The organism is Nostoc sp. LEGE 06077 (assembly GCF_015207705.1).
In the GTDB taxonomy this organism is placed as follows: domain Bacteria; phylum Cyanobacteriota; class Cyanobacteriia; order Cyanobacteriales; family Nostocaceae; genus Nostoc_B.
Genome location: NZ_JADEWI010000006.1, coordinates 32,824 through 55,476, shown reverse-complemented (window position 1 = coordinate 55,476; position 22,653 = coordinate 32,824). Strand labels below are relative to the sequence as shown.

Genomic DNA, 22,653 nt, shown 5'->3' with positions numbered 1-22,653 from the left:
TTGCATACAAGCATACATGGTAGCAAAAACTATGTATGTGTATTTATGCTGGAATTCAGATATACAGCAATGATAAAATTTATGCCCAGTCTTACACAATCAGATATTCGTTCGAGTAATTGCTTGCTCTTCACCAAACTAACGATACCCTAACCATACAAGACATCATAAATGTGGCATTAAGCCGATTGATGGGAGATTGGTAAAACCCCATCGGCAAGATTTACTACATGATGAGCTTCCTGAACAACGCAGGTTAGCCTGTTTAAAAAATATGGGCAGGAAAAAAGTTGACGCTAGCGAAAACGTTGTCATCTGATGCGAAATTATCCAATTCTAGCTTATTAGGTTCATCTACCTTACAGTCCAAAAACCATGAGCTTAGACTCTGATACCATTAAACGCCTGGCTGATGAAGTTCTGACCTTCATTGAACAACGCGAAGCAGAACAAGTTGCCTATGGCATTTATGATATAACAATGGCAGGGGTTGAAGTAATTGATAATTTTCAACCTTCCGAAGACATCAAGTTAACTCCTCAAGAAAAACCAGAAGCTCTCAGAAAAGCTTTAGAGCAACTAGCAAATGACTTGCAAATTATCCGCTTTAACCAAGAAGAGTCTCCTGATGGCTGGATTTTTCGCAGTCGAATTGCAGAAACTGTAAGGTTGCTATCAAAACTCCGTCAAAGAATTGTTCGAGAAAACAACCTCAAAGTAGCGCACCGCATCAGCAATAGCAAGCGTTTAGTGTCAGATATTAAGTTTAGTGTCGCTTCTCGTCGCGTACCTCGAAGGAACATAGCAGTACAAAGCTGCATGACACCTTTACTTAGTGGTGATACAGAGCAACAGCGAACAGCAAACCTAATTTTAGAGGTAATTGACACCTATCTCCCGAAGCTACGCCAGATGAGTGGCTTCCAAAAACGAACTTTAGAAAGAATTCTCGAAGCAATCGAGTTAAAAGCACAAGAAGGTATCGAGAAAGGTGTTGTAGTTACTGCTAGCACAGGAGCCGGTAAAACCTACGCCTTCTTTTTACCCGTACTAGCTAAGATGGTGCTGGAACGTTGCTTGCGAGGTCGAGAAGGGGTTAAAGCGATTTGCATTTACCCACGGGTTGCACTGTCTGAAAATCAACTTACTGATTTTATTGAAGTATTATTTTATCTCAACCAAGTCCTAGCAAAGTACAATCTTCCACAACTGACAATTGGGGTAGAAAGTGGTGCAGCAGTTTATCAAATCCGAGACTTCCAAGATATCACTGCGGATCGCCAACAAAAACTTTCTAAGCAACGGGGCTGGACTTTTAGCGAAGAATATGCAGGTTATCTATCACCTTTTGCTTACTGTGTAGGTACAGATGGTAAAGCTTGCAAAACAGATAAACAACGATTACTTGTGCGTCCCACAAACCCACAAACCTTGGTTTGTCCTATCTGTGACAAGCAATATCCGTTTATCCAGTTTGCCAGGGAGGATGTCATGGCAAAGCATCCACCTGATTTGCTCATCGCTACGACAGAATCACTTCATCGACGGCTGTTATCCACGAAATATCAATACCTGTTTGGTAATGATAAGTTTTGTGCGCCTTCAGTTGTGATGTTAGATGAAATTCACCTACAAACTTCAACTGCTGGGACTCAAGTAGCGCTTCTCCTGCGACGGTTAATGGCAAGGATTCGTTTGGGTAAGCAGCATCGCAAGGAACAAAGCAATTTAGCATTTGTAGGATTAAGTGCCACTATTTCAGAGCCAATTGAATTTCTGTCGGAGTTATCTGGTATACCTGCTCCTCGCATTAAACGGGTATACCCTCAAGATAATGAAATGCAGACAATTGGTGCCGAACGCTATGTATTTGTCCGGGCTGAGGATAACGAAGATACTGCTGTAATTTCAACTTTAATTCAAACAGCAATGTGCGTCTTACACACTATGCCGCAACCATCCGCAGATTCAGACCTAAAGCGCTACCGCACATTTGGCTTTGTCCAGTCTTTAGACATTGCAGGTCGCTGGTTATACCAGATGGAAGATGCAGAGAAAATAAAACCAGAACAACGCAGAGAAAGAGAAAGATATAAATCGCAAAAAACGCCTCTTGACCAAAGGCAAATCAGGTACATTCCACTATATGCGTATCGATATCCACCATTTAATCGGCTACTTTTTCCTAATTTCTTTGGTGCCAATTTTAGTTGTAACTGTAATTGCCATAACAGTAAAATTCCAGATTTAAATTGTCCATATTTCCAAGCAGGAGAGTGCTGGTGGGTACTCAGCCAGAAAGATAAGGCACGTCAAGAATCTCTAAATATTATACGGAAAACAGGGAGCGATCGCTCAATTACTATCGAGCCTGATGATGATTTAATCATTACAACAACTGCATTAGAAGTCGGTTACGATGACGAAGCCTTAATGTGTGTTTTACAATACACAGCACCTGCAAATGTCGCTAGTTTTGTACAACGTAAAGGTCGAGGAGGGCGGAAAGTCGGCACGCGACCGATTGTAGTTACGGTACTCAGTCCCTATAAATCTACTGATTTATTTTTGTTTCGTAACGAACACATACTTACAGACCCTACTTTCCAAAAACTTCCTCTTAATTCCCAAAACCGATACCTGCAAAGAATTCATGGGTTTTACGCTTTCTTCGACTGGTTAGTTTATCGGGCAAGTTGTGCAGGAATCGACCTCGAACTCGATAATTTATCTCGGCAGGGGTACGAGTATTTAATGGAGCAAAGTGTCGATTTTGGAGTGTTACTGGAATTTAAAGATTATCTCCAACAAACGTTTGCAATCCCAGACGATGCCATAAAACAGGTACTTGACGATGAGTCAGAAGGATTTTTGTGCCAAATTTTCTATGAAGGCTTAATGAAGGGAGTCAATCCGCAGTTTGAGCGCGACAACACGCAGCGCATTAATTCCAAAGAATTGAGAAATTTGTTATCCAAGCACTTACCAGAGAATTTATTTTCTGACATTAATTTGCCAGAGGTGCAAGTTGACTACCGTCCCGATAATAACAACCCGAATAAGAAGCCTAACTCTGAAAGTATCAGTTTGGCGGTGAGCGAAACAATCCCAGGTAATGTAACATTTCGCGGTGGCGAGGGTTCAACTTGGATACCGCCAGAAATTTCTGATGGAGAACCTTCCCGAATAGCCATTAATCAGTATTATAAAATTAGCCCCTTAAACTACCCTCCAAATACAGTTAACTTGCCAACACGGGCGCTAAAGAAAGTTGACATTAGTAAAAAAAGTACCAACTTTTTGAATTTATATCGTCCCACTGCAATTAAGCCTAAGCAGTTTAGTCGAGACTATAACTCATCATTTTGGTGGTGTAACCCAGAAACAGGAGAATTATCTGAAAGCCGTACCTCTGAAAATGCAGCCCAAGATACACAATCATTAGCCCACTCCTGTTCGGCTAACGCTATCAGTGCGGTAGCAATTCGCCCTGTCCGAGGTGATACTCCTACCCCCGCATATACCCTTAAGCCTGGTCATCCTTCACTTGTTTGCGATCCATTAGGGCAAGAATTAATACAACGAGTTGTTTTTCACAGTGACGAAACTGCAAATCTTAATTTGTTAGATGTGCAGCGAATTATTTTGGGAAGTGAATACACGATTAAATTCCACAATTCACCATCTGAAGAAATTCGTGGAGTCGTGGGTTTTACAGCAGACGAGGAGAGCCTGAGTAACTGTGCTTTAGGATACCAGATATTGACGGAAGGAGTTTGTTTTGATCTCAATTCCGATTTGCTAACTAAGCTCCAATTTTCTGCTTCGACACAGAAAAATCTGTGTTACCATGCCATCCACCATGCCTTTGTTAGCGTTCTCACGGTTGAATATCAGGCAAACTACTTTGCTGCTGAATATCTTGTTAATGTGCTGCTGACTATGGCAGATAGATGGTGTGGTGGAGAGGGAGGAACACCAGAAGGGCTACGTGATTGGTTTACTCGTGGTAACAATCAGTTTGACCGTTGGTTGACAGAAGCAATTAATGGAATACAGCAGTTATCCCGCAAAAATCAACAAGCTGTTTACCACCTCATAAATAGTGGCAATGATTATTTATCGATATTTGTGAATTTGTATGCTGAAATTCATAGCGGTGGATTGAGCTATCAGCAATACTTAAGGGACAGCTTTCAGTATAGTCTGACTCAAGCTTTAAAGTCTGTAGCCCAAGAAGTTGCAGGTGTTGAGGCACTAAATTACGTTGCAGCCTGGACTGAGTTACACGCTGACTTTGAGGGTACGGCGGCTAACCGGATTTGGTTGTACGAAATTGGTATGGGAGGTATTGGTGTAATGCGGGCAACCCATGACTTGCTACGCAACCATGCTGATAAATTCTGGACAACCCTTGCCAACAAAATGACTCGCTGTACCACTGCCCAAGAGGAAGCATTTTTGCGTCATTTATTAGCGCAACCTGAGCCTTGGTTAGAAGGATGTGCAACTAGAGTCAATGAAATTATAGCAGCAGGTAAATCTAGCGATCGCCAAAATAAAATTGAACAGTTAATGGCACAGGTACGGCAACAATTGGGTGTGCCTATGCGCCAAGCCCAACTCAAAGCCATCTTTCGGGTTTTTATTCCCGACTACACTCAGAAACTAGGGGATATACCTCTGGTTAACTGGCGTATTTTTCGGGAAATTAACCACGAGTTTCTTCCTGAGTGTGCCGAACAACTAGGACGCGATCCTACATTTACTGAAGCAACGGCACTACTTTACCGCAAAATAGTTAAAGCTAGGCGTGATCAACAATCACCGCCCTATCCAGAGTTAATGCGCTTACTTGAAATTTACGAAGCCGAATATAGTGCTTCAGATAACGAAGCACGTAAAGCATTTGAAGCAGGGGTAGAACGCAGGATGCTTTTAAATTGTCGCTGCAATTGTTCCAGTTGCCTAGATGACCGCAGTGGCGACATCGAAGCGCCAGGTTTAAGCCGTCACCTGCTGAACCGTCCCCTACTGACGGAATGGTTAAATCAGGTTCGTACTCCTCAAACCCTAGAATTAGATGGCACTGTCAGCGGTACTGACATCAGTGAAAGAATGAGAACCTTGCTGGAAAATGGCTGTCAAACAATTTACTTACGGGTAAGAAGCGATAATCTTGCGTCCCTCTGTGTCACAATTAGCTACTTGACAGACGCAGGTATCGACACAGATATCGGCATGGTTTACCCAATGATTACCGATATTCAAACTATTTACCCTAACAACTTAAAACCAAACGAATTACCTGTCATTCAAGTAACAGTTCGTCCTATTAAGTGAGGTTCTGCCAATGGCAAAGCAATCAACTCAATTGCAACCCAGTGGTCAAGCAATGCTTTACAACTTTCTGCTCAATGAGATTTTAGCATCACAACTAGAAGGCAGTTACGAGTTTTGGATTGTTTCGCCTTGGGTAACAAATTTCCGTTTAGAAAAACCCTACTATGTTTCTTTTGGGGAAATTGTAGAGACAAAACAAGAAGCATTACACCTGTTTGACATTCTGCATCAAATGGCCGCTAATGGCGGTAAAGTTTACGTCACAGTAGGTAGCGATAAAGAGTATTATCCTTTATTGAGACAACTGGGCAATAAAAGCGATCGCATTCAGGTAAGGGTACTTTCCAAACTCCATACCAAAGCATACGTTGGTCGTTACGGTGCTATTAACGGTTCACTAAATTTAACTGATGGAGGAGTTAATCAAAATTTTGAACTCTTCACATACAATCATGACGAACGGAGTATTGCTGAATTACGGAATATATGTGTACAGCATTTTGAACAAGGATTACTACTGTCATGACGTTTGGATATCAAATTGAGGCTAAATTGGGAAACGCTGACCAAGTTGGATTGCGTTTGCGGTGTAATGGGCAAACTCAAGCAGTAGAAATTCATCGGGAACTCAGGCAAGCTGAATTTAAAGTTACTAATCCAAGATTCTCATATCATGACGATTATACCCACTTTTTTTATGTTACTTCCACAGTCAACAACCTTGATAGCGTAATGCAAAAAATAGAAGCCCGTATCAAGGTTTCAAACAATGCTAGTGTTGCCACAAAAGAAGCAACTTTAAAAGACTTTAAATCATGGCAAATTCTATTTCGTAAAGCCATCAAAAAATTAAATAACGATGATGTAAATCCTACAAGTTCAGTACAAGAAATTAATCAAAATACCCTCGAACAAAAAATTTCTGCTGGACGAATCACTGAAGTCGAAGACCATCTGCTGCGGCAAGCTGATGTTAATGATAGCAATGCTTTGCGAACATTAATTGCACTTTATGCCAAGACAGAACAGCATGAACAATTAGTAGCACTTTGTAAAGCTAAATATAACAGTATTTTAGCTTTACCTGTTTCTGGAAGGTTGGTAGAGCAGTTGGTAACTGCTCATCTCCAGCATTATCAACAAACAAAAGAACAAGAGTTATTAGGTTCTGTGCAAGCATTAGCACAAGAATTTTTACCCGAATTAGAGAGGTTACGCCAAGCCAACGGAGTACGAAAACTATTGCATTTGTCCTTGGTTACTCAAGAACCCTTACCAACAATAGAAGGAGCTACACTTAACGAACAATTGATGCGGTTATTAGAAATTGAACCAGGAGAACGTATTTCCCAACTTGAGAAACTCAAAGAAGACTATCCTAAAGCTATTAATGTACTACTTGCTTTAGCTGATGCTTACATATCAATTGATAATACTGACTCTGCTTTACAAATATATCAATCAATTACCGAAAAGACAGAAGAGTTGCAACAACGTCATGCAGAACTGCTGCTAAATAGTCAACTTTTCCAAGAAGTAATTGAATTATTACCGAGCGTAATTTCTGAACTGTCACCAGCATTGGCAGGATTGCGTGGTGCTGCTCTTTATAACTTAGGGCAGAAAACACAAGCTAGTGAATTCTTAGAAAAGGCTTGGCAAGGAGGTGAACGTAGAGTTCAAATTCTGCTACCTTTAGCAAAATTATGGGCTACAGTTGGTGATCCAATCAAAGCCGGGGAGGTATATCAAATACTTCTAGAAACAGCTAATGAACAATTAACATTGTTAGACCGTGCTTTAATAGCAAGAGTTGCTAATTTAGATGGTTTTGGTGATATTTCTGATGAAGATAAAGTTAGTTATTATGAGTTATGTGTAAATTTTGCTGGAGTACGCCTGCGGGATTTACCAGAAGCAGAAGAAATATTAAAAGACAGATTAGATTTGTGTAAGCAGGTACAAAACACGTCAGGAATGCTCAATGCTTATGCTGACTGGCTAGACTGGCTTGCTAATGTAGGAAAATGGGAAGATTTAAATAAAGAACTAGATATTTTAAGAAAATTTGCAATCGAACAAAAAATCAGTTCGCTACAGTATTTTGAATTACTTGAAGGACTGGAAGCATACATCAATGTGCAACCTACTTTACGTCAAAGTTTAGCAAATGACTATTTTGGTTTAGCGATCGCTGAAATAGATAACGCATTACGTCAAGAAGAAGCCGAAGCATATTTTTTTCAAGATTTGAAACGTGCTTTATTCTGTCTTAACTCGGATTTAGCAAATGAGCTTGTTGAGTATCGCCAACAACGTCGTGCTGAGGCTACTAAGCTGGAGGTACAAGTAGCTTCAGATAAAAACATAGTATCAAGAACCCAAAACTTGGCATCCATAAGTCTTGCATTGGTCGGTGGACACCAAGCAACTAGACGAGAGGTCATCCGTGAATTGTGCGAAAATTACGGTTTACAAAATTGTGTTGAGGTTGCGCCCTCAAGTGAGGCATATATAAATCGCAGTAACGTACAGGCACAAATAAGCAATTGTAATTTAATTGCAGTAATTACTGGATATATGGGTCATGATTTAAGTCAAATTGTGTCTGACTTAAAAAAAGATGGCGCTTTAACAGGTGATGTATTTTTTCTAGCTTGTCGGGGCAAAACTGGTGTAGTTCGCGCAATTCTTAATAAGGTGCAGTAATAAAATGGCTATACAATTGTCTTATAACCAATTTCAAAAACCCTCAATATCTTCTCCTCTCACATCACCAGAGTCTTCCCCAAAAATCCAGTCGCTATCACTGTCGGCATTACCTTCACCATCCACCTGAAGATTTAAGGAAGGTATTAGCTGTTCAATTTGGCTTTCAAGCCGGGAGAGCGCCAACGTCAAAGAAGCAAGTTGCTCCCTATCCTTCTTAATTTCATTTGAAATTCCCACCCGCAATTGATTCAACCGCTCCTGGAGGGTATGCACTTCCGTTTTGGTCGCAGAAGGAATACTCACTTTCTCTGACAGGGCGGCGATTTGAGCTTTCAAAGCTTCAATTTCGGCAGCAGTTGCACTATCTGCACTATTGGGACTCTCTTCTACAAGTGCATTTCTAATACAATCCAACACAAACTCTTTAAAAGTTAAGCGCAAATCCTCAGCACGCTGCTTGGCCTGCTTCACCAACTCCCGGTCTTCTTCTGAGAGAAGTTTTATATTTATCTGCGGATATTCCACCAGTCCCTCGCGCTTTTGTTGTGGAGAAGTGATTTCTAACCAGTTCTTTAACCATTTGCTTCGAGTTCTAATATTTACTTACTCCCCCTACCTCCCTATCTCCCCTTACTTCCCCAACTTTCCCCACTACCATCATCGCATACGGGATATCCGCGTATATACGATATAGATTATTTTCGATGAGTAATTTTGTGGTGCTTGGGAAACAACTATCATAAAGATACCGGGAATTATAGTTCTCGGCATCATAATTATCAGTGGGGGTTGGGGAATTTTATTATGGAAAATTTACCCGTCAAAAGCGTGGAATCACTTGCTGTGGAGGTGGTAACTCTACCGCTTGATGAAGCTCGTGTTGCGCTTGTGGATTATTATTTTCCCAACCGCCAGAAAATTAATTCGACACAGCAGCTAATTGAGCTATGGGTGCATTCTGTCACTATCAAAAGCGACCAAACGCGACGGGCATATCGGCAAATTGGTTATGAGCTTGTCGATTATATGCAGTCGCGGTTTGGGATATCTGATTTGAGGATGGTAACGTTATTTCATCTACACGCTTATCTGGCTTGGCTCAAGGATGAAAAGCCAGTACGGGGAAAGAAAAATACTTATGGGCTGAGTAAAAATACTGCGGCTAAGTACACGGCGGCGATTAAAAGTTTGTGGGAATGGGGTACTAGAGCTTCTATTGGTTATTTCGCTATCGACTTGGGCAAGGACTTAAGCATCCAGTGGGACGATAAGCTCGCAGAGCGCATTCTGTCGGAACGCGAGATTGCTAAGTTGGAAAAAGCGGCGATGGCAGTAGACTTGCAACACAATACTAATAAGATGCACTGGCTGCTGTTTACTCTCATGTTTTACAGTGGGGTGAGGGCAGGAGAAATTGCGCGGCAAACTTCTGATTATGGTAAGCGCGTAATTACGCCGGGGTTGTTTTGGCGGCAGTTTCGGGAGGATGGAGATTGTCTGTTGTTAACTGTGACGGGGAAACGAAATAAAACCAGAACTATTAGTCTCGATCCGGAAACTAGTGAGGTACTACTGGATTATCGTGGGGATGCAGGCAACGATCGGCCGGTGTTTCCTAGTCCCAGCCGGCGGGATAGGGGCAAACCTCTAAGCGATCGCGGGTTGCGACTGATGATGGAGGAAATTTCTACTTTTGCGGGAATTAAGTTCAGCGCCCACTTTCTGCGCCACACCCACGCAACGCTGGCTAAAAAAAATGGAGCTTCTGATTTTGACTTGCAAGCAGATTTGGGCCATGCTTCCCCGGCGACAACTGCAAAGTACATTCACCATGTTGGGCGTGTTGGGACTTCTCACGCACTGCGTAAGAAAAGCAAACATCGGTAAAAAAGCGTAGGTGTACCCCTACGGGGAAGCAAGCTAAGGAACATGGATTAAATAAAGTACAAAAGTAGGGTGTGTTAGCGGAGCGTAACGCACCATTCCCAGTTAAATTAGAATTGCAGGTTATTAAGTTCGCATTCCTAAGCGCAGCGTCTCGCTCCAGAAGGCATCACCTACGGTAGGCGGGTACGCCACGCCATCACGCTCATCATGATATTGTCAAGGTAGCTATCAAGATGGAAACACGCTCAGTTGTTCCTGTCCGCGGATAAGTTTACCTAGATAATACCTAGACATTACCTAGATATGAGCAATACAGGGAGAACAAAGAAGCTAGCATCTTTCAACTGTGACCAAAAGATGTGGGAGCAGTTTATCGCCCATTGCAACTCGAAAGGCACGACAGCAACAGCGACGCTCACCCGTTTTATTGAGCTATACCTAGATGGTTCTTTAGATGACCTTGATGCAATTGCTGGTAATGAAGATAAACGCCTGGACTCTTTAGAACAAAAAACTGAAGAGATAACAGCCCAAATGAAACAATTTGCTGAGGCGATTATTAAAATTCAAAATTATCTCAACAACCAACCGAAACGGCAGAAGAAATCGTACAACAACAATTCATATTATCAAGGGCAAACTCCTCGAATCCAACCGCTAACAGAAGAAGGTTTAGCTTCAAGACTTGGTGTAAGTGTAGAAACTATACGCGAGCAGCGAATTAATCTGCCACCACCGCTTTTTGTGGGATGGTGCAAAGGCAAGGATAGAGCAGGGTTAGGATGGGAATTTAATCAGGATACGGGGTTATATCATCCGGCAAGTTAGAATTTTTATTAATTTTAAGAATTTCTGAATTTACACTGATTCGCTCTGTTAATGCGATTGCGGGTAAGAAAAAGAATAGGGCTTTAGTTCCTCCTGGAGATAATGCCGAGCTACGCTAACACTACGACTACGGTGCTGGCTCGTCTACACAAACAAAACTTCCCTCCAGATAAGGGATTAGAAGCAACAGAGCGTTCTGATTATTTTGTAACTGAAAGCTAAAATTTTAATAATGTAGAGGTATATCTGACGAAGCAATGCAGGGAAATGACTGAACTATATAAGGCTGGAATCATTGAGGTAACAGAAAGCGAAGCCGAAGATGAGGATGAAGATTTATTTGAAGTTGCGGTGCATTTTGACGGCGATATTTTTCTTCCCAGCGTTGTTTTTGAAGGCAAAGACCATGCATTGCGGCAAGCTAAAAAACTTTATGATTGGCTAGAAGCTAATCCAAAAGAAATTAAGAGTGAGCGACTACGTTGGCAATCATACACAGTTAATCGCGAATCTTTAAGAGAATACCCAGCTTGCTATTTACCTTACTACTACTCAAGATATGAGCAAAGTTTAGAAGTTTCAATTTTTGAGCGAGACCAAGAAGCCATTGCTTATGGTTGGTTGAGTGCTGAACCTTTACCCTACTATGTGGATAAAGAAAATAGTTTGGTAGTTATTGGAGAAATTTCAGATGATGCTGTGCTAGCTGGTTGGCATAAAGCCACTGATATACGCAGTTATTTTTACTCTTTTATTTAGTAGTAAAATAGCCGTTATAAGCTTTAAGAATAAGTTAATAACTAGGAGCTTTAGGTGCAGCGAAAAATAGAATTAAAAAGAGGTAGCAATAACACATCTGTTGAAGCATATTTGGTAGATTTAGGACAAAGACACGTTGATAATTATGTAAGTGATTGGGTCGAAAAATTAAGGTTATTTACTCAAGAAGATAAATACTGGGACTGGATATTTAAATTAAGATATCTTGCTAATCAAGCAAATCTTGAAGGTTATGCAGTTGAGTGCGAAAACACAACTCAAGGATTAATGATAATAGAAACACAAATGCACGGTTCCCGGTTGAATATTGGTAAGAGACTAGTTTATGTTGATGGTATTGCAACTGCCCCCACTAACCGAATTGAAATTCAGCGTCCGCCTCAATTCAAAGGTGTTGGTCAAGCACTTTTAAATTTCGCCAGAATTAGAAGTGTTGAGCTTGGGTATGAAGGTAGAATTAGGTTGCATTCTTTACCAAGGTCTGTAGGATTTTACGAAAAACAAAATATGTTTAACTGCGGGCCTGAAGAAGAATACGATAATTTGGTTTACTTTGAGTATGGTGTATTGAGACGGAGAGCAGGTGAAAATTTATGAATCATCAACAGCAAAATAATAATTCTCAGGTGAACGAGCCAGTAACAACCCAAGAAGCTATAGATTTACTTTTTGGTGAAGGATGGCTCGATGAAGCTGTTCGTATCGAAGATGAAGCCAATTGCACTATTGGTGCTGGTTTGGATTGGGGTAATGCACTACCACCTTTAATGCTTAACCTTCCTTTATTTGGTCGCCTATCAACGCTGCGTGTATCACTTAACCGTGAAATCAGGCTAATAATTGAAACATGGGATTTAGGTGTAGGTACTTCTTCGGCAACAGAGACTGCAAGGAGACGCATTAAAGAACGGTTGTTATCTCCTGCGCCTGAGCTATTACCTTACTTAGAAGCCACACTGCTGCAAGATGATTTATACGGTGAAGAGTTTATATCTAACCGCGAAGCTCTCAAATCGCTACTTGCAGTACTTCTTACTGATTCTGATAGAACAGAAATTGCAGAGACGGCTGCTAATTCAATACGCGCACAAGTTATGTCGCAGGTAAATTTTTCCGAAAAAATTTCTGCTTAAATACTTAATATAATAACAACAATATTGCATCAAATTCATCAAAGGAGCAACAGCAAGATTAGTAGATCCTCTGCGTCAATCATTAGCTTGCTCCGCTAGGAATCCATATCGATATCAAAGACTTATATATTTTTTTTGGCGTAACCTGCGTTATTCAATTACAATAATCAGTGCATATTTATCCTTTTTTAAAAGTTAAGACTTCCTTAACTACGCAAATAAATTTATAAACCAAACTGAATATAAAAAAATTACGTATATTATGATAAATATTAACGATATAATCAAAATTATTTTTGTGTAACCCAAAAGGACTGATTAATGACTAGCAAAACCCGCAGTCGCTATTCTTCAAACTGGGATACTATCGCACTTGAGGTCAAATCAAAATCCGACTGGAAATGCACGCGCTGTGGTATACAATGCTTACGCCCAACTGATAAAAGAGATGGGTTAAATCGTAGAGAACGCAGTATTAAAACTTTAGTGGTTCACCATTGGAATTATCTGCCCGAAGATAATCGAGTCGAGAATCTCGCGGCTTTATGCACGGCTTGTCATCTGCTGTTCCATACGCGACGACGGGGAAACATATCACCAGGACAACTATCTTTGTGGTAGAAAAGCCAGTAGTTAAAGACAAATCAGTAGTAGATAGTTATGAGAAAGGTAAAAGAGAAATATTATCTTTCTAAGTCAAGATCACAACATTTGCTGACGCAATAACTTCATTGAAAAATTGAAGTTGTATAGACATGAAAACTACTACTAATTCTAATCTAAAAGCTAACAAAAAATTAGTAACCTCTGCCCAGCAAATTCAACAAATAAGCACCTTACTAAGCGAGGCGGATTACTACGACTACGAAGCAGAATTAGCACAAGAAAAGTCAGATTACTATCACTTGCGGTACGGGTACTAGATTCAATCTCCCTTCAAGCATCAACTCTTCCTAGTCAACAAGCAGTAGCAGGTAACTAGTTAACTGCTACTGGCTTTTCATATCAAAAAGTAAATCATGACTCAAGCAATTGAACGCGAAATCAATCAACTCACGCTCAAAGAGTTAAGCTTAGATGCTGCTAAACTCTGGTCACAGATAGAAGAAGTAAGCGAGTTAGGCGAAGAAGGTAAAGTAGAACAACTCGTACAAGAACTTATGGGTGTTCAAAATGGTATCGAAACCAAAATCGATGCGATCGCCTGGGTAGTAGACCAGTTAAATCTTGACCTTGAAACCTGGGAAGAAAGAAAAGTGCGAGTAGCCGAACTCCACGACCAGGTAATCTCACGTCGTAAAACTCAACTTGAACAAATCAAGCGTACTCTGATCCATCTACACGAGATTGGATTAATCAGTGACAAAAATATTGGTAAAGAAAGGGTTATTGAAATCAGGGATAACCCACCCAAAGTCGCTAACTTACTAGTAGAGGTAGACGATCAAGATTTTCCTGATGAATTTAGAGTTATTAAGTACCAAGCTAATAATAAGGCAATTCTTGAAGCCTATAAATCTGGTAAAGATATTAGCGATGTTGCTGAGATAACTATTGGGAAACAGGTACGGTTTAAGGTGCAATCAGCTACTAAGGGGCGCAACAAGAAAAACCACAACTAATGGCATACGCCTCAACCATGTAAATCAAACACAGGTATATCCCATCATTTTACAAATATATCATCAAATGGTTAAGAGTTAAATCTTAATCATTTTTATTTTTTCTAAAAACTATACCTCAATTTTAAACTTATTAAAAAAATCATCAAACCTTTGCTTAGTTTTAAAATCAGTGAAGATATAATCGGTAAAACAGGAAATATCAATTTTAGCAGCAGTAACTATACCAAAATGGGTACAAATATTGTTATGATAGGTTGATAATTTTAATTTTATTTATTGTAGTTCAATAAGTAATTTCAATTGATTATGTATTTTATAATTTTCAGCCATCAAGATGATAATTCAAACTAGCCTTAAGTTTAATCTTAAGGTATGCAATCACCATAAATAAAAATTAAATATTAGCTATCGGGAGACATCTTCAAATGTCATATCATCAAAATCGAAGTATAGTTATCCGTAACGCTATTATCAACAGTTTGTTTATTATTTGGTGTTTGGTTTGGCGTACTGGTTTGGGGCTAACCTTTTTCATGATCTATGCTTCGCTGGGCTACATATATAACTGGCCATTCTACCTTCCCATTTCGATTATTTTGGGATTTGTCCCTTGGGGCTGGAAGGTGCAAGAAGAAAGAAGGATTAGAGAAGAAGAACAAAAAGTGAGGAATTTAAAAAATAAAATTGGAGATGGTGTTATCTATGCCAGAGCCGAATCAAATGTCGAGATAAATTACAGGGGAGTTATCTTCCTTAAATCAGTACTTGGTCTATTTGTTAGCGGATTTTGGGGAATAATACTTGGCTGGAAAGCTATTTTGGGAATGATACTACAGTTAGTTGATAATATTAAAACATTGGCTAAATATATGTAGAGTGGCATCTTTATTTAAGTAAACCAAGCCCAAAATATTTCATCACTATTACACCATTAATTTATTATCGAGCTTTTATTCAAAGTAAATTTCCACAAGCTAACGCTTTGATATAAACAGAAAGCTGGTATACCGCTTCATCAAATAACCAGTTACTAGTTATATCAACAGGAGCTAAAACAATGGAATTAGCACAGTATATGCTAACAGGTCTTCTCTACATTCTTATTTACGGATTTTCTACTCTCTTCATTTTTCAATTCTTGCTAGAGATATATATCGCTTTTGAAAAGCACTGCAACTGCACTACATCGATAAAACCCACTGTAAGTAAAATCGAAAACTTAACTGATAAATCCAAACTTCGGATATCTAACAAAAATCAAGGATCTACAAACAAACATATCACTGTTCAACAGTTAAGAAAAAGATGCTCACAAGCTGGAATAAAATGGAGTTACGCTATTCAAGTATCTAAAACAGGCAAGAAACGACATCTCAATCGAGAAGAAATGTTAATAGCCTTAAACCAGATTAAGCAGTCAGCATAATAAAAATATAAACTGATAGTAATTACTTTTATTATCAGTTTATATAAAATGGACAAGTATTGTATTTGTTGGCGAAGAAAAAATTCTACTAAAGACGCATCACCCCTAATTTTCAATCATCCAAATTCTAGACAAGAAGCAATGATAAGAGGTGATTATGGAGAGATGGAATTATGGGATAACCTAACGGCTGCTCAAGCAGAAGTAAAAAAATTTAACCACAGATATCCCAATCTTTTCTTTTGGGTAAAAGAACCAAATGTCAAATAATCATCCCTACAAAATTATTCCTGATAGAGTTATCAAACTAGCAGAAAACCAGATTTTTGTATTTGGCAGCAACACACAAGGAAGACATGGTGCTGGAAGTGCTTTATTTGCGCGACAGTACTGCAATGCAGAATACGGTAATCCCCAAGGACGACAAGGACAATCCTGGGCGATCGTGACCAAAGACCTAAATAAGGGTATCCGGTCAATTCCCCTTCCCCAAATAAAATCCCAAATTGAGAAACTAGTCGAATATGCAAAGACTCATCCTGAACTAGAATTTCTAACAACTAGGATTGGATGCAACCTTGCAGGATATACTGACCTAGAGATAGCTTCCTTGATTAGCAATTTCAATCTTCCTCCTAATATCTGGTTGCCCCAAGAGTTTGTTGATTGCCTCATAGAAGATAAACCAACCCTAAAAGTGGCATTTACAGGAAATAGTCATAAAAAATTTGATGAGGAAGGATGGAAACAGGTGCGTAACCGACTCGAAGGCATGATTGTTCGTGCTTGCGATCGCTCTGTTGAGTGGGGTTACAAACGCATCCAGTTCTATTCAGGCATGGCATTGGGGGTTGATACCGCAGCAGTAGAGATCGTCTTAGGCTTAAAAGATAAGTACCCTATTGAGATAAACCTTACTGCTGCGGTACACTGCATTAACCAAGATGCCAAATGGAATAATCTCGATAAGCAGAAGTATCATTGGCTGTTATCCCAATGCGACGCTATCAAATTTATTTCCAACTTACTTTATCAAGAAGCTGGAGGAATCAAATGTTTAAATGCTCGTAATCGATGGATAGTTAATCAAATAAAAAATGCCCACGATATGATGATTGCTATCTGGGATGGACAAGCAGGAACAGCTAATTTTATCGCTGATGCAGCAAAATTAAACCACAGAGTCATAATTTATAACTGGGTTACAAGCACTTATCAAAAGTTGGGAAATTGGTAAATTAATCAGCAGTCAATGAGACTGCTGGTTAAGGTTTACTTCTGACTTTTTCTAAAATGCTTGCGATCGCTAATAACTCCATCTCGCGCCACCGTTTGTCAACAACTTGCATGTCCTACGCTAGACCATTTTGAGTCTATCCAATTGGAATCACGACCACAGGATGTCCACTCAGATTAAATGGTATGGTATGAGCGCCGTTTGCCACTGCATATCTTTGGACGTTGTTCCATTGGAAGTTGTGCAGAAAATTCCGTGTAATATCCTAAATAGGGATGTTATACGGAAAGTTTCCGTATAATAAATTGTTAGCCGGAATGACCAAAAACTTAGTTAAGTTACAGAAGTTGTCTAAATCCGGTGAGCGCGACTGTTAGCCTGCTTAAATCATAGGTTGGGTACACCGCAGAATAGATTTCATATTTGTCATTTTTAGATTTAAGTATTGTACATATATGTCAGAAGCTGAGAGATCCAAAAGTGAAGAGGAACAGAGAAAAGGAATTCCTGTATATGCTGATAGAGGTGAGCCAAAAATCAATGATCCAGCTCTACTGTTATCAAACGCAGCTTGGAGAGGTTCAAATGAAATCTCTTTTAAGTTACTCCGATGCCTTGAAGCAATTCGAGATTTGTCAAAGAGCATGGAAGTTTTGGCTTCACTTAATGAACCTGGTTCCGATAAACGCCTTGTAAAGCATCTTGCATCTCCGCTTTATGCTTTAGTATCGGGTGTTTTAGACATGTTTAATGAATTAGAGAGTAATGCGAAAAACTACACAGTGATTGCATCTCCTCAGCATAAAGAAATCATTAGCAGGAAGAGCCAGCTTACGGCAAGTGTACCAATAGACAACAAAAGCGCTTTACGTATCGTAAGGGACAAGATTGATTCGCACATAGATAAGGCTGCTGTCATCAGACCAGAGGATTACTGGGTGAATGTAGATTTGCCTTCTTTTCTAAAATGGATGGGAATTTGTCTAGAGCAAATTTTGTACCTTATTTCACTTGACGTTTACGGTTGGACGAGAGATAGCGGACACCCTGATGTATGGAGTTTGATGAGTGTCGATGGAACAGTAGTAGACTTCTATATGCAAGATGGTGAGCCAGTTGCAATCATAGGCATAACTTTTGCAAAGTCACCAAAATATGGAGTATTAAATGAGATCAAGAGCTTTTTGAAGCTGTACAACGAAGTAGCGCGAAAGTGTCAAGATGTGAATTTAATAGAAATATCGAAAATAGAAACACATGACACAGAATCTGAGCAAGCAGAATAATGTAGATTTGCAGCAATCGTAGGCTAACACTTTACGGCAGCGGACGGTCGAAAGCCACTGGTGCTGAGTTTGAGGTTGTCTGCCGCCGCTGCGTTTTGTCGTTAGCCAGCAATTACATACAGCAGTCTAGACGGAGTTGCTTCACGTACCAGGGGTTAACCGATAAATTTCAAAGCTGAAGAACGCTAATGGCTCTCATCAAATTGTCTCGAAATACTTTTTCACATCCTTAGTTCTTCCTTTGGACAAGATAGCCTTGGCGGTAATCACTTTTCTTTAATCTGGAAGCTTGACGCGCAGACCACTGACGTATAGGAGTGACTTTCTCTACATGAAGTAGCTTCTGGCGATAAGTATTATTATCTGTCAGTTGGGCGATCGCACCAGCAATAAATCGAGCGCAGCGTTCTGGTTGAGACGAAACTTGTTCTTCTGCAAACCGGATCACCAGCCAGTTTGCATCGACAAAACACTTGTTTCTATAGTCATCCTCGCCGATACAGTGAGTGGGCTTCCCAGTTGCAAATGAGATAGGCTCATCAACCTCCAAGTCTATGTGTAAGCCAGTATTTGGTTCAATCAACAGAAAATCAGCCGTAAATGGTAGTCGATGCCCCGGTGGAAGCATCATCTGCTGAGGAGAAACAATTTCACCAAAATAGTGTTTGAGAACATTTTCAAACATCCCCTCAGTTGCCCCAACTGGTGCATCTCCCTGTCCAGACGGAAAAACTAAAGGGGTAAACTGTTTTTTCTCTTTCACTAACTCTGGAATAACAACGATTGGATATTCCGGTGTTTTGGCCATAACTGAAAATCAAAAAACTTGGAAAATCAGAACTCTTGGCAATTATCTAAATTCACAATGCCATTACACAATCAACAAAATACTGAAAAGAAACCAACTTTTTTCTAATTTTTTGGATTTAGAAATTAGAAAATTATCAGTTATCGTACAGCATCCCTTCTAGATAAGATTGCTTCTGATTACGCTACAAGCAACTAAGATGAAGTCTAGTTTTGAGTATCTAGAAGACCTGCTTGCGAACAATTATCCAATCATTGCCTGTGAATCCCCCCTCCAAGAACGCCACCGCTTCCTCATTCGTATTACTACTTCCTGTCGGCAAGTAGGTAAAAAAGTCTATATATGGAATTTAAGCGAGGACAGGATTAAAGAATTAGTTTTCAGCCCTAAAAATAATCTTATTTTTCAAGAGTTTCATGACTATAAACCTTCTGTTAAACAAAATACAGAAGACTATTTTCAAGTACTCAATTTTTGGAGAGTTTATTCTGGCACTGGAGTATTAATCGTTGAGAATATTTTTCCTTGGTTAAAAGAAAGCATAACTAAAGATACTGAATTTGTTCTTCTATCAGAATGGATTAAGTCGTCGCTAGTTAATCTAAAATTTCATACAAACAATAGTGATAAGACTACCATATTACTAGGAGCCAATGCCGAGATAGCCAGCGAAATAGCAGCAGAAATACCCCTTTGGAGCCAAGAACTACCAGATACACAAGAAATAATTGCTAGTTTAATTAGCAGCAATTTATTTCCTTTAATTTATACGGAACAAGACTATTTAGAAATTGCTAACGCTAGTGCTGGTCTGTATATTTCTGATATTATTCATTGCTTAAACGATATTAGAAAAAATCATGACTTAGGAAATTCCAGTGAGATAGCAAAGCTACTACTAGCAAAAAAAATTCAATTGCTCAACCGCTTGTATGACATCGAATTCTTACCTCCACCAAAAGTCGAACTTGGTGGGTTAGAACTCATGCAGCAGTCATTCAAAAAGTTCAAGCGATTGCTTACCCCGCGTGCCAAACAATACAATCTGCGCGTACCCAAGGGGATTATGCTTGTGGGGCCACCGGGGACGGGAAAATCACACTCAGCAAAAGCCTGTTCCCAGAATATGGGTATTCCCCTCATCATGGTCGATTGGGGAAACTTTAGAAGTTTTGGCAACCAAGCAGAAATGAAACTCAAACGCTTATTGCGACTGGCAGATAGGCTCAACCAAGTAATTTTGTATTTCGACGACTTTGATAAAGGCTTCGCCGGGGATGATGACCTCGCCAAACGGCTTGCTGGTCAGCTGTTGACGTGGATGCAAGAGCGCACGTCAGATGTACTGGTCATCGCGTCAGTTAACCGTATGGAATGGCTGCCACCTGAACTCACCCGTGCTGGACGGTTTGACTATTTATTTAAAGTAGACCTGCCCAATAATGGGGAAAGATATAGTATCTTCAAACTGCACGCTGCCCGGTTTGACGAACGCTTTCGCAATGGCGGTGACCCCTGGAGTGAGGAACAGTGGCGCAGAATTCTTAAAGCCACCAATCGCTGTGTAGGTGCAGAAATCCAGACAATTGTAGAACGCGCCGCTAGTACGATATTCTGCGAAACCATAACAGAAGATACCTACTCAGAAAGCCAACTCCCCACACTTGAACTAACAATCGAGGCATTACTAGAAGAACGCCGCCAGATTAACCCGCTTGCCATCCGCGAAGCCGATAGAGTCGAATCGATGCGTAACAAAGCTGACCAACAAGCTTTACCTAGTAGTCCCCTCGACGAAAGCAAGTTTGCTGTTGGCAACATTGATATTTTCAGATAGCACACCTCATAAATCAATTCAAAGTTTCATCATGTTTGGACGAAAGCAAATGTAACCAAAACATTTCAACAGTTCATAATGCTCGCTATTTCTAACCACTTTACTACCTTATTTAGCTAAAACTATGGAAGTCACAAGACAAACTGCTCAAACCAACATTCAAACTAAACAATCACAAAATCCAGAAAAAAGCCTATTTTACAAATTCATCAAATTTATCAAATTTGTTGGGCCAATTGCTGGTTTTACTGCTGCCCTCTCACCCCTACCGCTATACTTTTGGACTCGCCAGCCCCAGTATTTACCTATTGGCGCGACCTTTACCAGTAACAATCAAACAGTTCAACTCGAATTAGCTGACGATAGAAAAGAATATGCCCACGGACTCAAATTTCGTAATTCGATTCCTGAAAATCACGGAATGTTATTTGTCCTCAACAAACCTGAAAAAATTAAACTTTGGATGAAAGATACGTATATTCCTTTAGATATGATATTCCTCCAAGATGGAGTTATCAAATCAATCGTAGAAGCAGCTCCCCCTTGCAATACCAAAATCTGTCCTAAGTACGATTCAATCTATCCTGTTAATCAGGTTATCGAACTACCTGCTAACAGTACTAAAACCCTCAATCTCAAAGTAGGCAAGAAACTTCAACTCGATTTCAACACAAATAAAACGCAGAATTAGTTGACGGAGAGTTGATCCATCACAACAACCTAGCGGTAAACAAGCGTAATTACGCTACCTCATATATCAATCTTTGACCCCCGATATAGCTTATATCGGGGGTCAAAGATTATGAAATCAATCACTGATTTAATTATTGTAACTTGTCAAGCAAATTTGCCTGAGTTTTTACTGAATGATTTACTGAAAAACATAGTGTTTAAAAATAGAAAATTTTTAGATGATTTTCCGGTTATTAATCTCATAAAATAATTTCACAAGTGAGAAGTTGGAGCAGATATTTACTCCAATCAAAACTTTGGTAAAAAGCAGTAATTCGACCTTAGTTACCCCTACAAAGTTTCATCCACTAATTTCTGAAATAATCTTTTTATGAAAACAGACTACGAATCTGATTTTGGTAGCGATAGCGAAGCGCTGCTGCGTTCGCGGAGCGTCTCGCAGAGAAGCGCAGATCGCATTCCTTCCAACGAAGAATACGGATACCCCGCTTCCACCCGCCGCAAAAAGCGCAACTGGAAAGAAAACGCTAGCATTGCCGGACTGATGGCAGTTGGTACGGGCTTGATGATTGCAGATATCTCACTCCACCACATGGTGATGGCATCACTCGCGTTTGGAACTGGCATTGTGGCGTTACTACCCAAGGAAGCAAACTTGCTACTTTCCAACTTTGAGAAATGGCAGCGCAAGTATGGCATCAATATTTATACTGTTCTGTTTTGCTTGGTAGGTGTAGTATTTATGTTGGACATTGCCACTGCACCTGCAAACGCCCAGTTCATGCAAAACGCAGAGGACTTCTTCACAGAATATTTTGAAGGTATTGACGAAACAATCATTCGATATGTATTTGCAGTACTGCGAGGTTTGTTCCTAATTTACCTTGGTATTGGTCTTATTAGGGTCGTTCAAGCAGCCAGAAATGACGAAGATTGGCAAACGATCGCCCGTACACCAATTATCGTTGCCCTCACAGTTGTAGTCGGAGACTTGCTTGCAGGACTGGTAACAGGCTGATACGTCACTCGTCAAAAAAGCCACCACGAGTGGCACAATT

General features: G+C 40.0%; 20 protein-coding genes. 18 read left to right on the top strand and 2 right to left on the bottom strand.

Annotated elements, in window-relative coordinates; all coding sequences use genetic code 11:
* Positions 1–375 precede the first annotated feature (375 nt).
* The 3 genes from IQ244_RS06140 to IQ244_RS06130 are packed head-to-tail and all read left to right on the top strand — an operon-like array spanning position 376 to position 8,052.
* Positions 376–5,343 (top strand): DEAD/DEAH box helicase, encoded by a 4,968-nt coding sequence (locus IQ244_RS06140; protein WP_193890944.1) that lies wholly within the window; start codon positions 376–378, stop codon positions 5,341–5,343.
* Positions 5,344–5,353: 10 nt separating this feature from the next.
* On the top strand, positions 5,354–5,869 hold the full coding sequence (locus IQ244_RS06135) for a phospholipase D-like domain-containing protein (protein WP_096560863.1): 516 nt from the start codon (positions 5,354–5,356) through the stop codon (positions 5,867–5,869).
* Positions 5,866–8,052: a tetratricopeptide repeat protein gene (locus IQ244_RS06130; protein WP_193890941.1), complete on the top strand. Its 2,187-nt coding sequence runs from the start codon at positions 5,866–5,868 to the stop codon at positions 8,050–8,052. Before IQ244_RS06135 ends, IQ244_RS06130 begins: the two co-directional genes overlap by 4 nt.
* A 33-nt stretch (positions 8,053–8,085) precedes the next feature.
* Here IQ244_RS06130 and IQ244_RS06125 read toward each other — a convergent pair whose 3' ends face one another.
* Positions 8,086–8,580, bottom strand: a complete 495-nt coding sequence (locus IQ244_RS06125; protein ID WP_193890937.1) for a hypothetical protein — start codon at positions 8,578–8,580, stop codon at positions 8,086–8,088.
* 279 nt (positions 8,581–8,859) lie between these two features.
* Here IQ244_RS06125 and IQ244_RS06120 point away from each other — a divergent pair, with 279 nt between their 5' ends.
* From IQ244_RS06120 to IQ244_RS06065, 12 genes are all read left to right on the top strand, one after another.
* Complete coding sequence (locus IQ244_RS06120; RefSeq protein ID WP_096560866.1) at positions 8,860–9,942, top strand: tyrosine-type recombinase/integrase; 1,083 nt, start codon at positions 8,860–8,862, stop codon at positions 9,940–9,942.
* Between the two features lie 357 nt (positions 9,943–10,299).
* The gene (locus IQ244_RS06115; RefSeq protein ID WP_096560867.1) at positions 10,300–10,770 is read left to right on the top strand and encodes a hypothetical protein; all 471 of its coding nucleotides are present in this window, start codon (positions 10,300–10,302) and stop codon (positions 10,768–10,770) included.
* 267 nt (positions 10,771–11,037) lie between these two features.
* The gene (locus tag IQ244_RS06110; protein ID WP_096560868.1) at positions 11,038–11,529 is read left to right on the top strand and encodes a hypothetical protein; all 492 of its coding nucleotides are present in this window, start codon (positions 11,038–11,040) and stop codon (positions 11,527–11,529) included.
* 54 nt (positions 11,530–11,583) lie between these two features.
* Positions 11,584–12,147 (top strand): GNAT family N-acetyltransferase, encoded by a 564-nt coding sequence (locus tag IQ244_RS06105; protein WP_096560869.1) that lies wholly within the window; start codon positions 11,584–11,586, stop codon positions 12,145–12,147.
* On the top strand, positions 12,144–12,683 hold the full coding sequence (locus IQ244_RS06100; protein WP_096560870.1) for a hypothetical protein: 540 nt from the start codon (positions 12,144–12,146) through the stop codon (positions 12,681–12,683). The genes IQ244_RS06105 and IQ244_RS06100 overlap by 4 nt, the downstream gene beginning before the upstream one ends.
* A 321-nt stretch (positions 12,684–13,004) precedes the next feature.
* Positions 13,005–13,304, top strand: coding sequence for an HNH endonuclease (locus IQ244_RS06095; protein ID WP_071524687.1), 300 nt, complete (start codon positions 13,005–13,007; stop codon positions 13,302–13,304).
* A gap of 134 nt (positions 13,305–13,438) precedes the next feature.
* On the top strand, positions 13,439–13,606 hold the full coding sequence (locus IQ244_RS06090; protein ID WP_016869155.1) for a hypothetical protein: 168 nt from the start codon (positions 13,439–13,441) through the stop codon (positions 13,604–13,606).
* A gap of 96 nt (positions 13,607–13,702) precedes the next feature.
* Positions 13,703–14,305 (top strand): siphovirus Gp157 family protein, encoded by a 603-nt coding sequence (locus IQ244_RS06085; RefSeq protein WP_096560871.1) that lies wholly within the window; start codon positions 13,703–13,705, stop codon positions 14,303–14,305.
* A gap of 428 nt (positions 14,306–14,733) precedes the next feature.
* Positions 14,734–15,183 (top strand): hypothetical protein, encoded by a 450-nt coding sequence (locus IQ244_RS06080; protein WP_096560872.1) that lies wholly within the window; start codon positions 14,734–14,736, stop codon positions 15,181–15,183.
* Positions 15,184–15,365: 182 nt separating this feature from the next.
* Positions 15,366–15,734 carry a hypothetical protein gene (locus tag IQ244_RS06075; RefSeq protein ID WP_096560873.1) on the top strand — a complete coding sequence of 123 codons (369 nt, stop codon included), beginning with the start codon at positions 15,366–15,368 and terminating at the stop codon, positions 15,732–15,734.
* A gap of 259 nt (positions 15,735–15,993) precedes the next feature.
* Positions 15,994–16,971: an SLOG family protein gene (locus tag IQ244_RS06070; RefSeq protein WP_193890932.1), complete on the top strand. Its 978-nt coding sequence runs from the start codon at positions 15,994–15,996 to the stop codon at positions 16,969–16,971.
* A 455-nt stretch (positions 16,972–17,426) separates the two neighbouring features.
* Positions 17,427–18,257, top strand: a complete 831-nt coding sequence (locus IQ244_RS06065; RefSeq protein WP_096560876.1) for a hypothetical protein — start codon at positions 17,427–17,429, stop codon at positions 18,255–18,257.
* Positions 18,258–18,486: 229 nt separating this feature from the next.
* On the opposite strand, the gene IQ244_RS06060 is transcribed toward IQ244_RS06065, so the two are convergent.
* Positions 18,487–19,065, bottom strand: a complete 579-nt coding sequence (locus IQ244_RS06060) for a hypothetical protein (protein ID WP_096560877.1) — start codon at positions 19,063–19,065, stop codon at positions 18,487–18,489.
* Between the two features lie 199 nt (positions 19,066–19,264).
* Between IQ244_RS06060 and IQ244_RS06055 the strand changes: the two genes are divergently transcribed.
* From IQ244_RS06055 to IQ244_RS06045, 3 genes are all read left to right on the top strand, one after another.
* Complete coding sequence (locus IQ244_RS06055) at positions 19,265–20,902, top strand: ATP-binding protein (RefSeq protein ID WP_096560878.1); 1,638 nt, start codon at positions 19,265–19,267, stop codon at positions 20,900–20,902.
* Between the two features lie 124 nt (positions 20,903–21,026).
* The gene (locus IQ244_RS06050) at positions 21,027–21,593 is read left to right on the top strand and encodes a DUF192 domain-containing protein (protein WP_096542615.1); all 567 of its coding nucleotides are present in this window, start codon (positions 21,027–21,029) and stop codon (positions 21,591–21,593) included.
* Positions 21,594–21,965: 372 nt separating this feature from the next.
* Entirely contained in the window at positions 21,966–22,613 is a 648-nt protein-coding gene (locus IQ244_RS06045; protein WP_193890915.1) for a hypothetical protein, read from the top strand.
* Positions 22,614–22,653 lie beyond the last annotated feature (40 nt).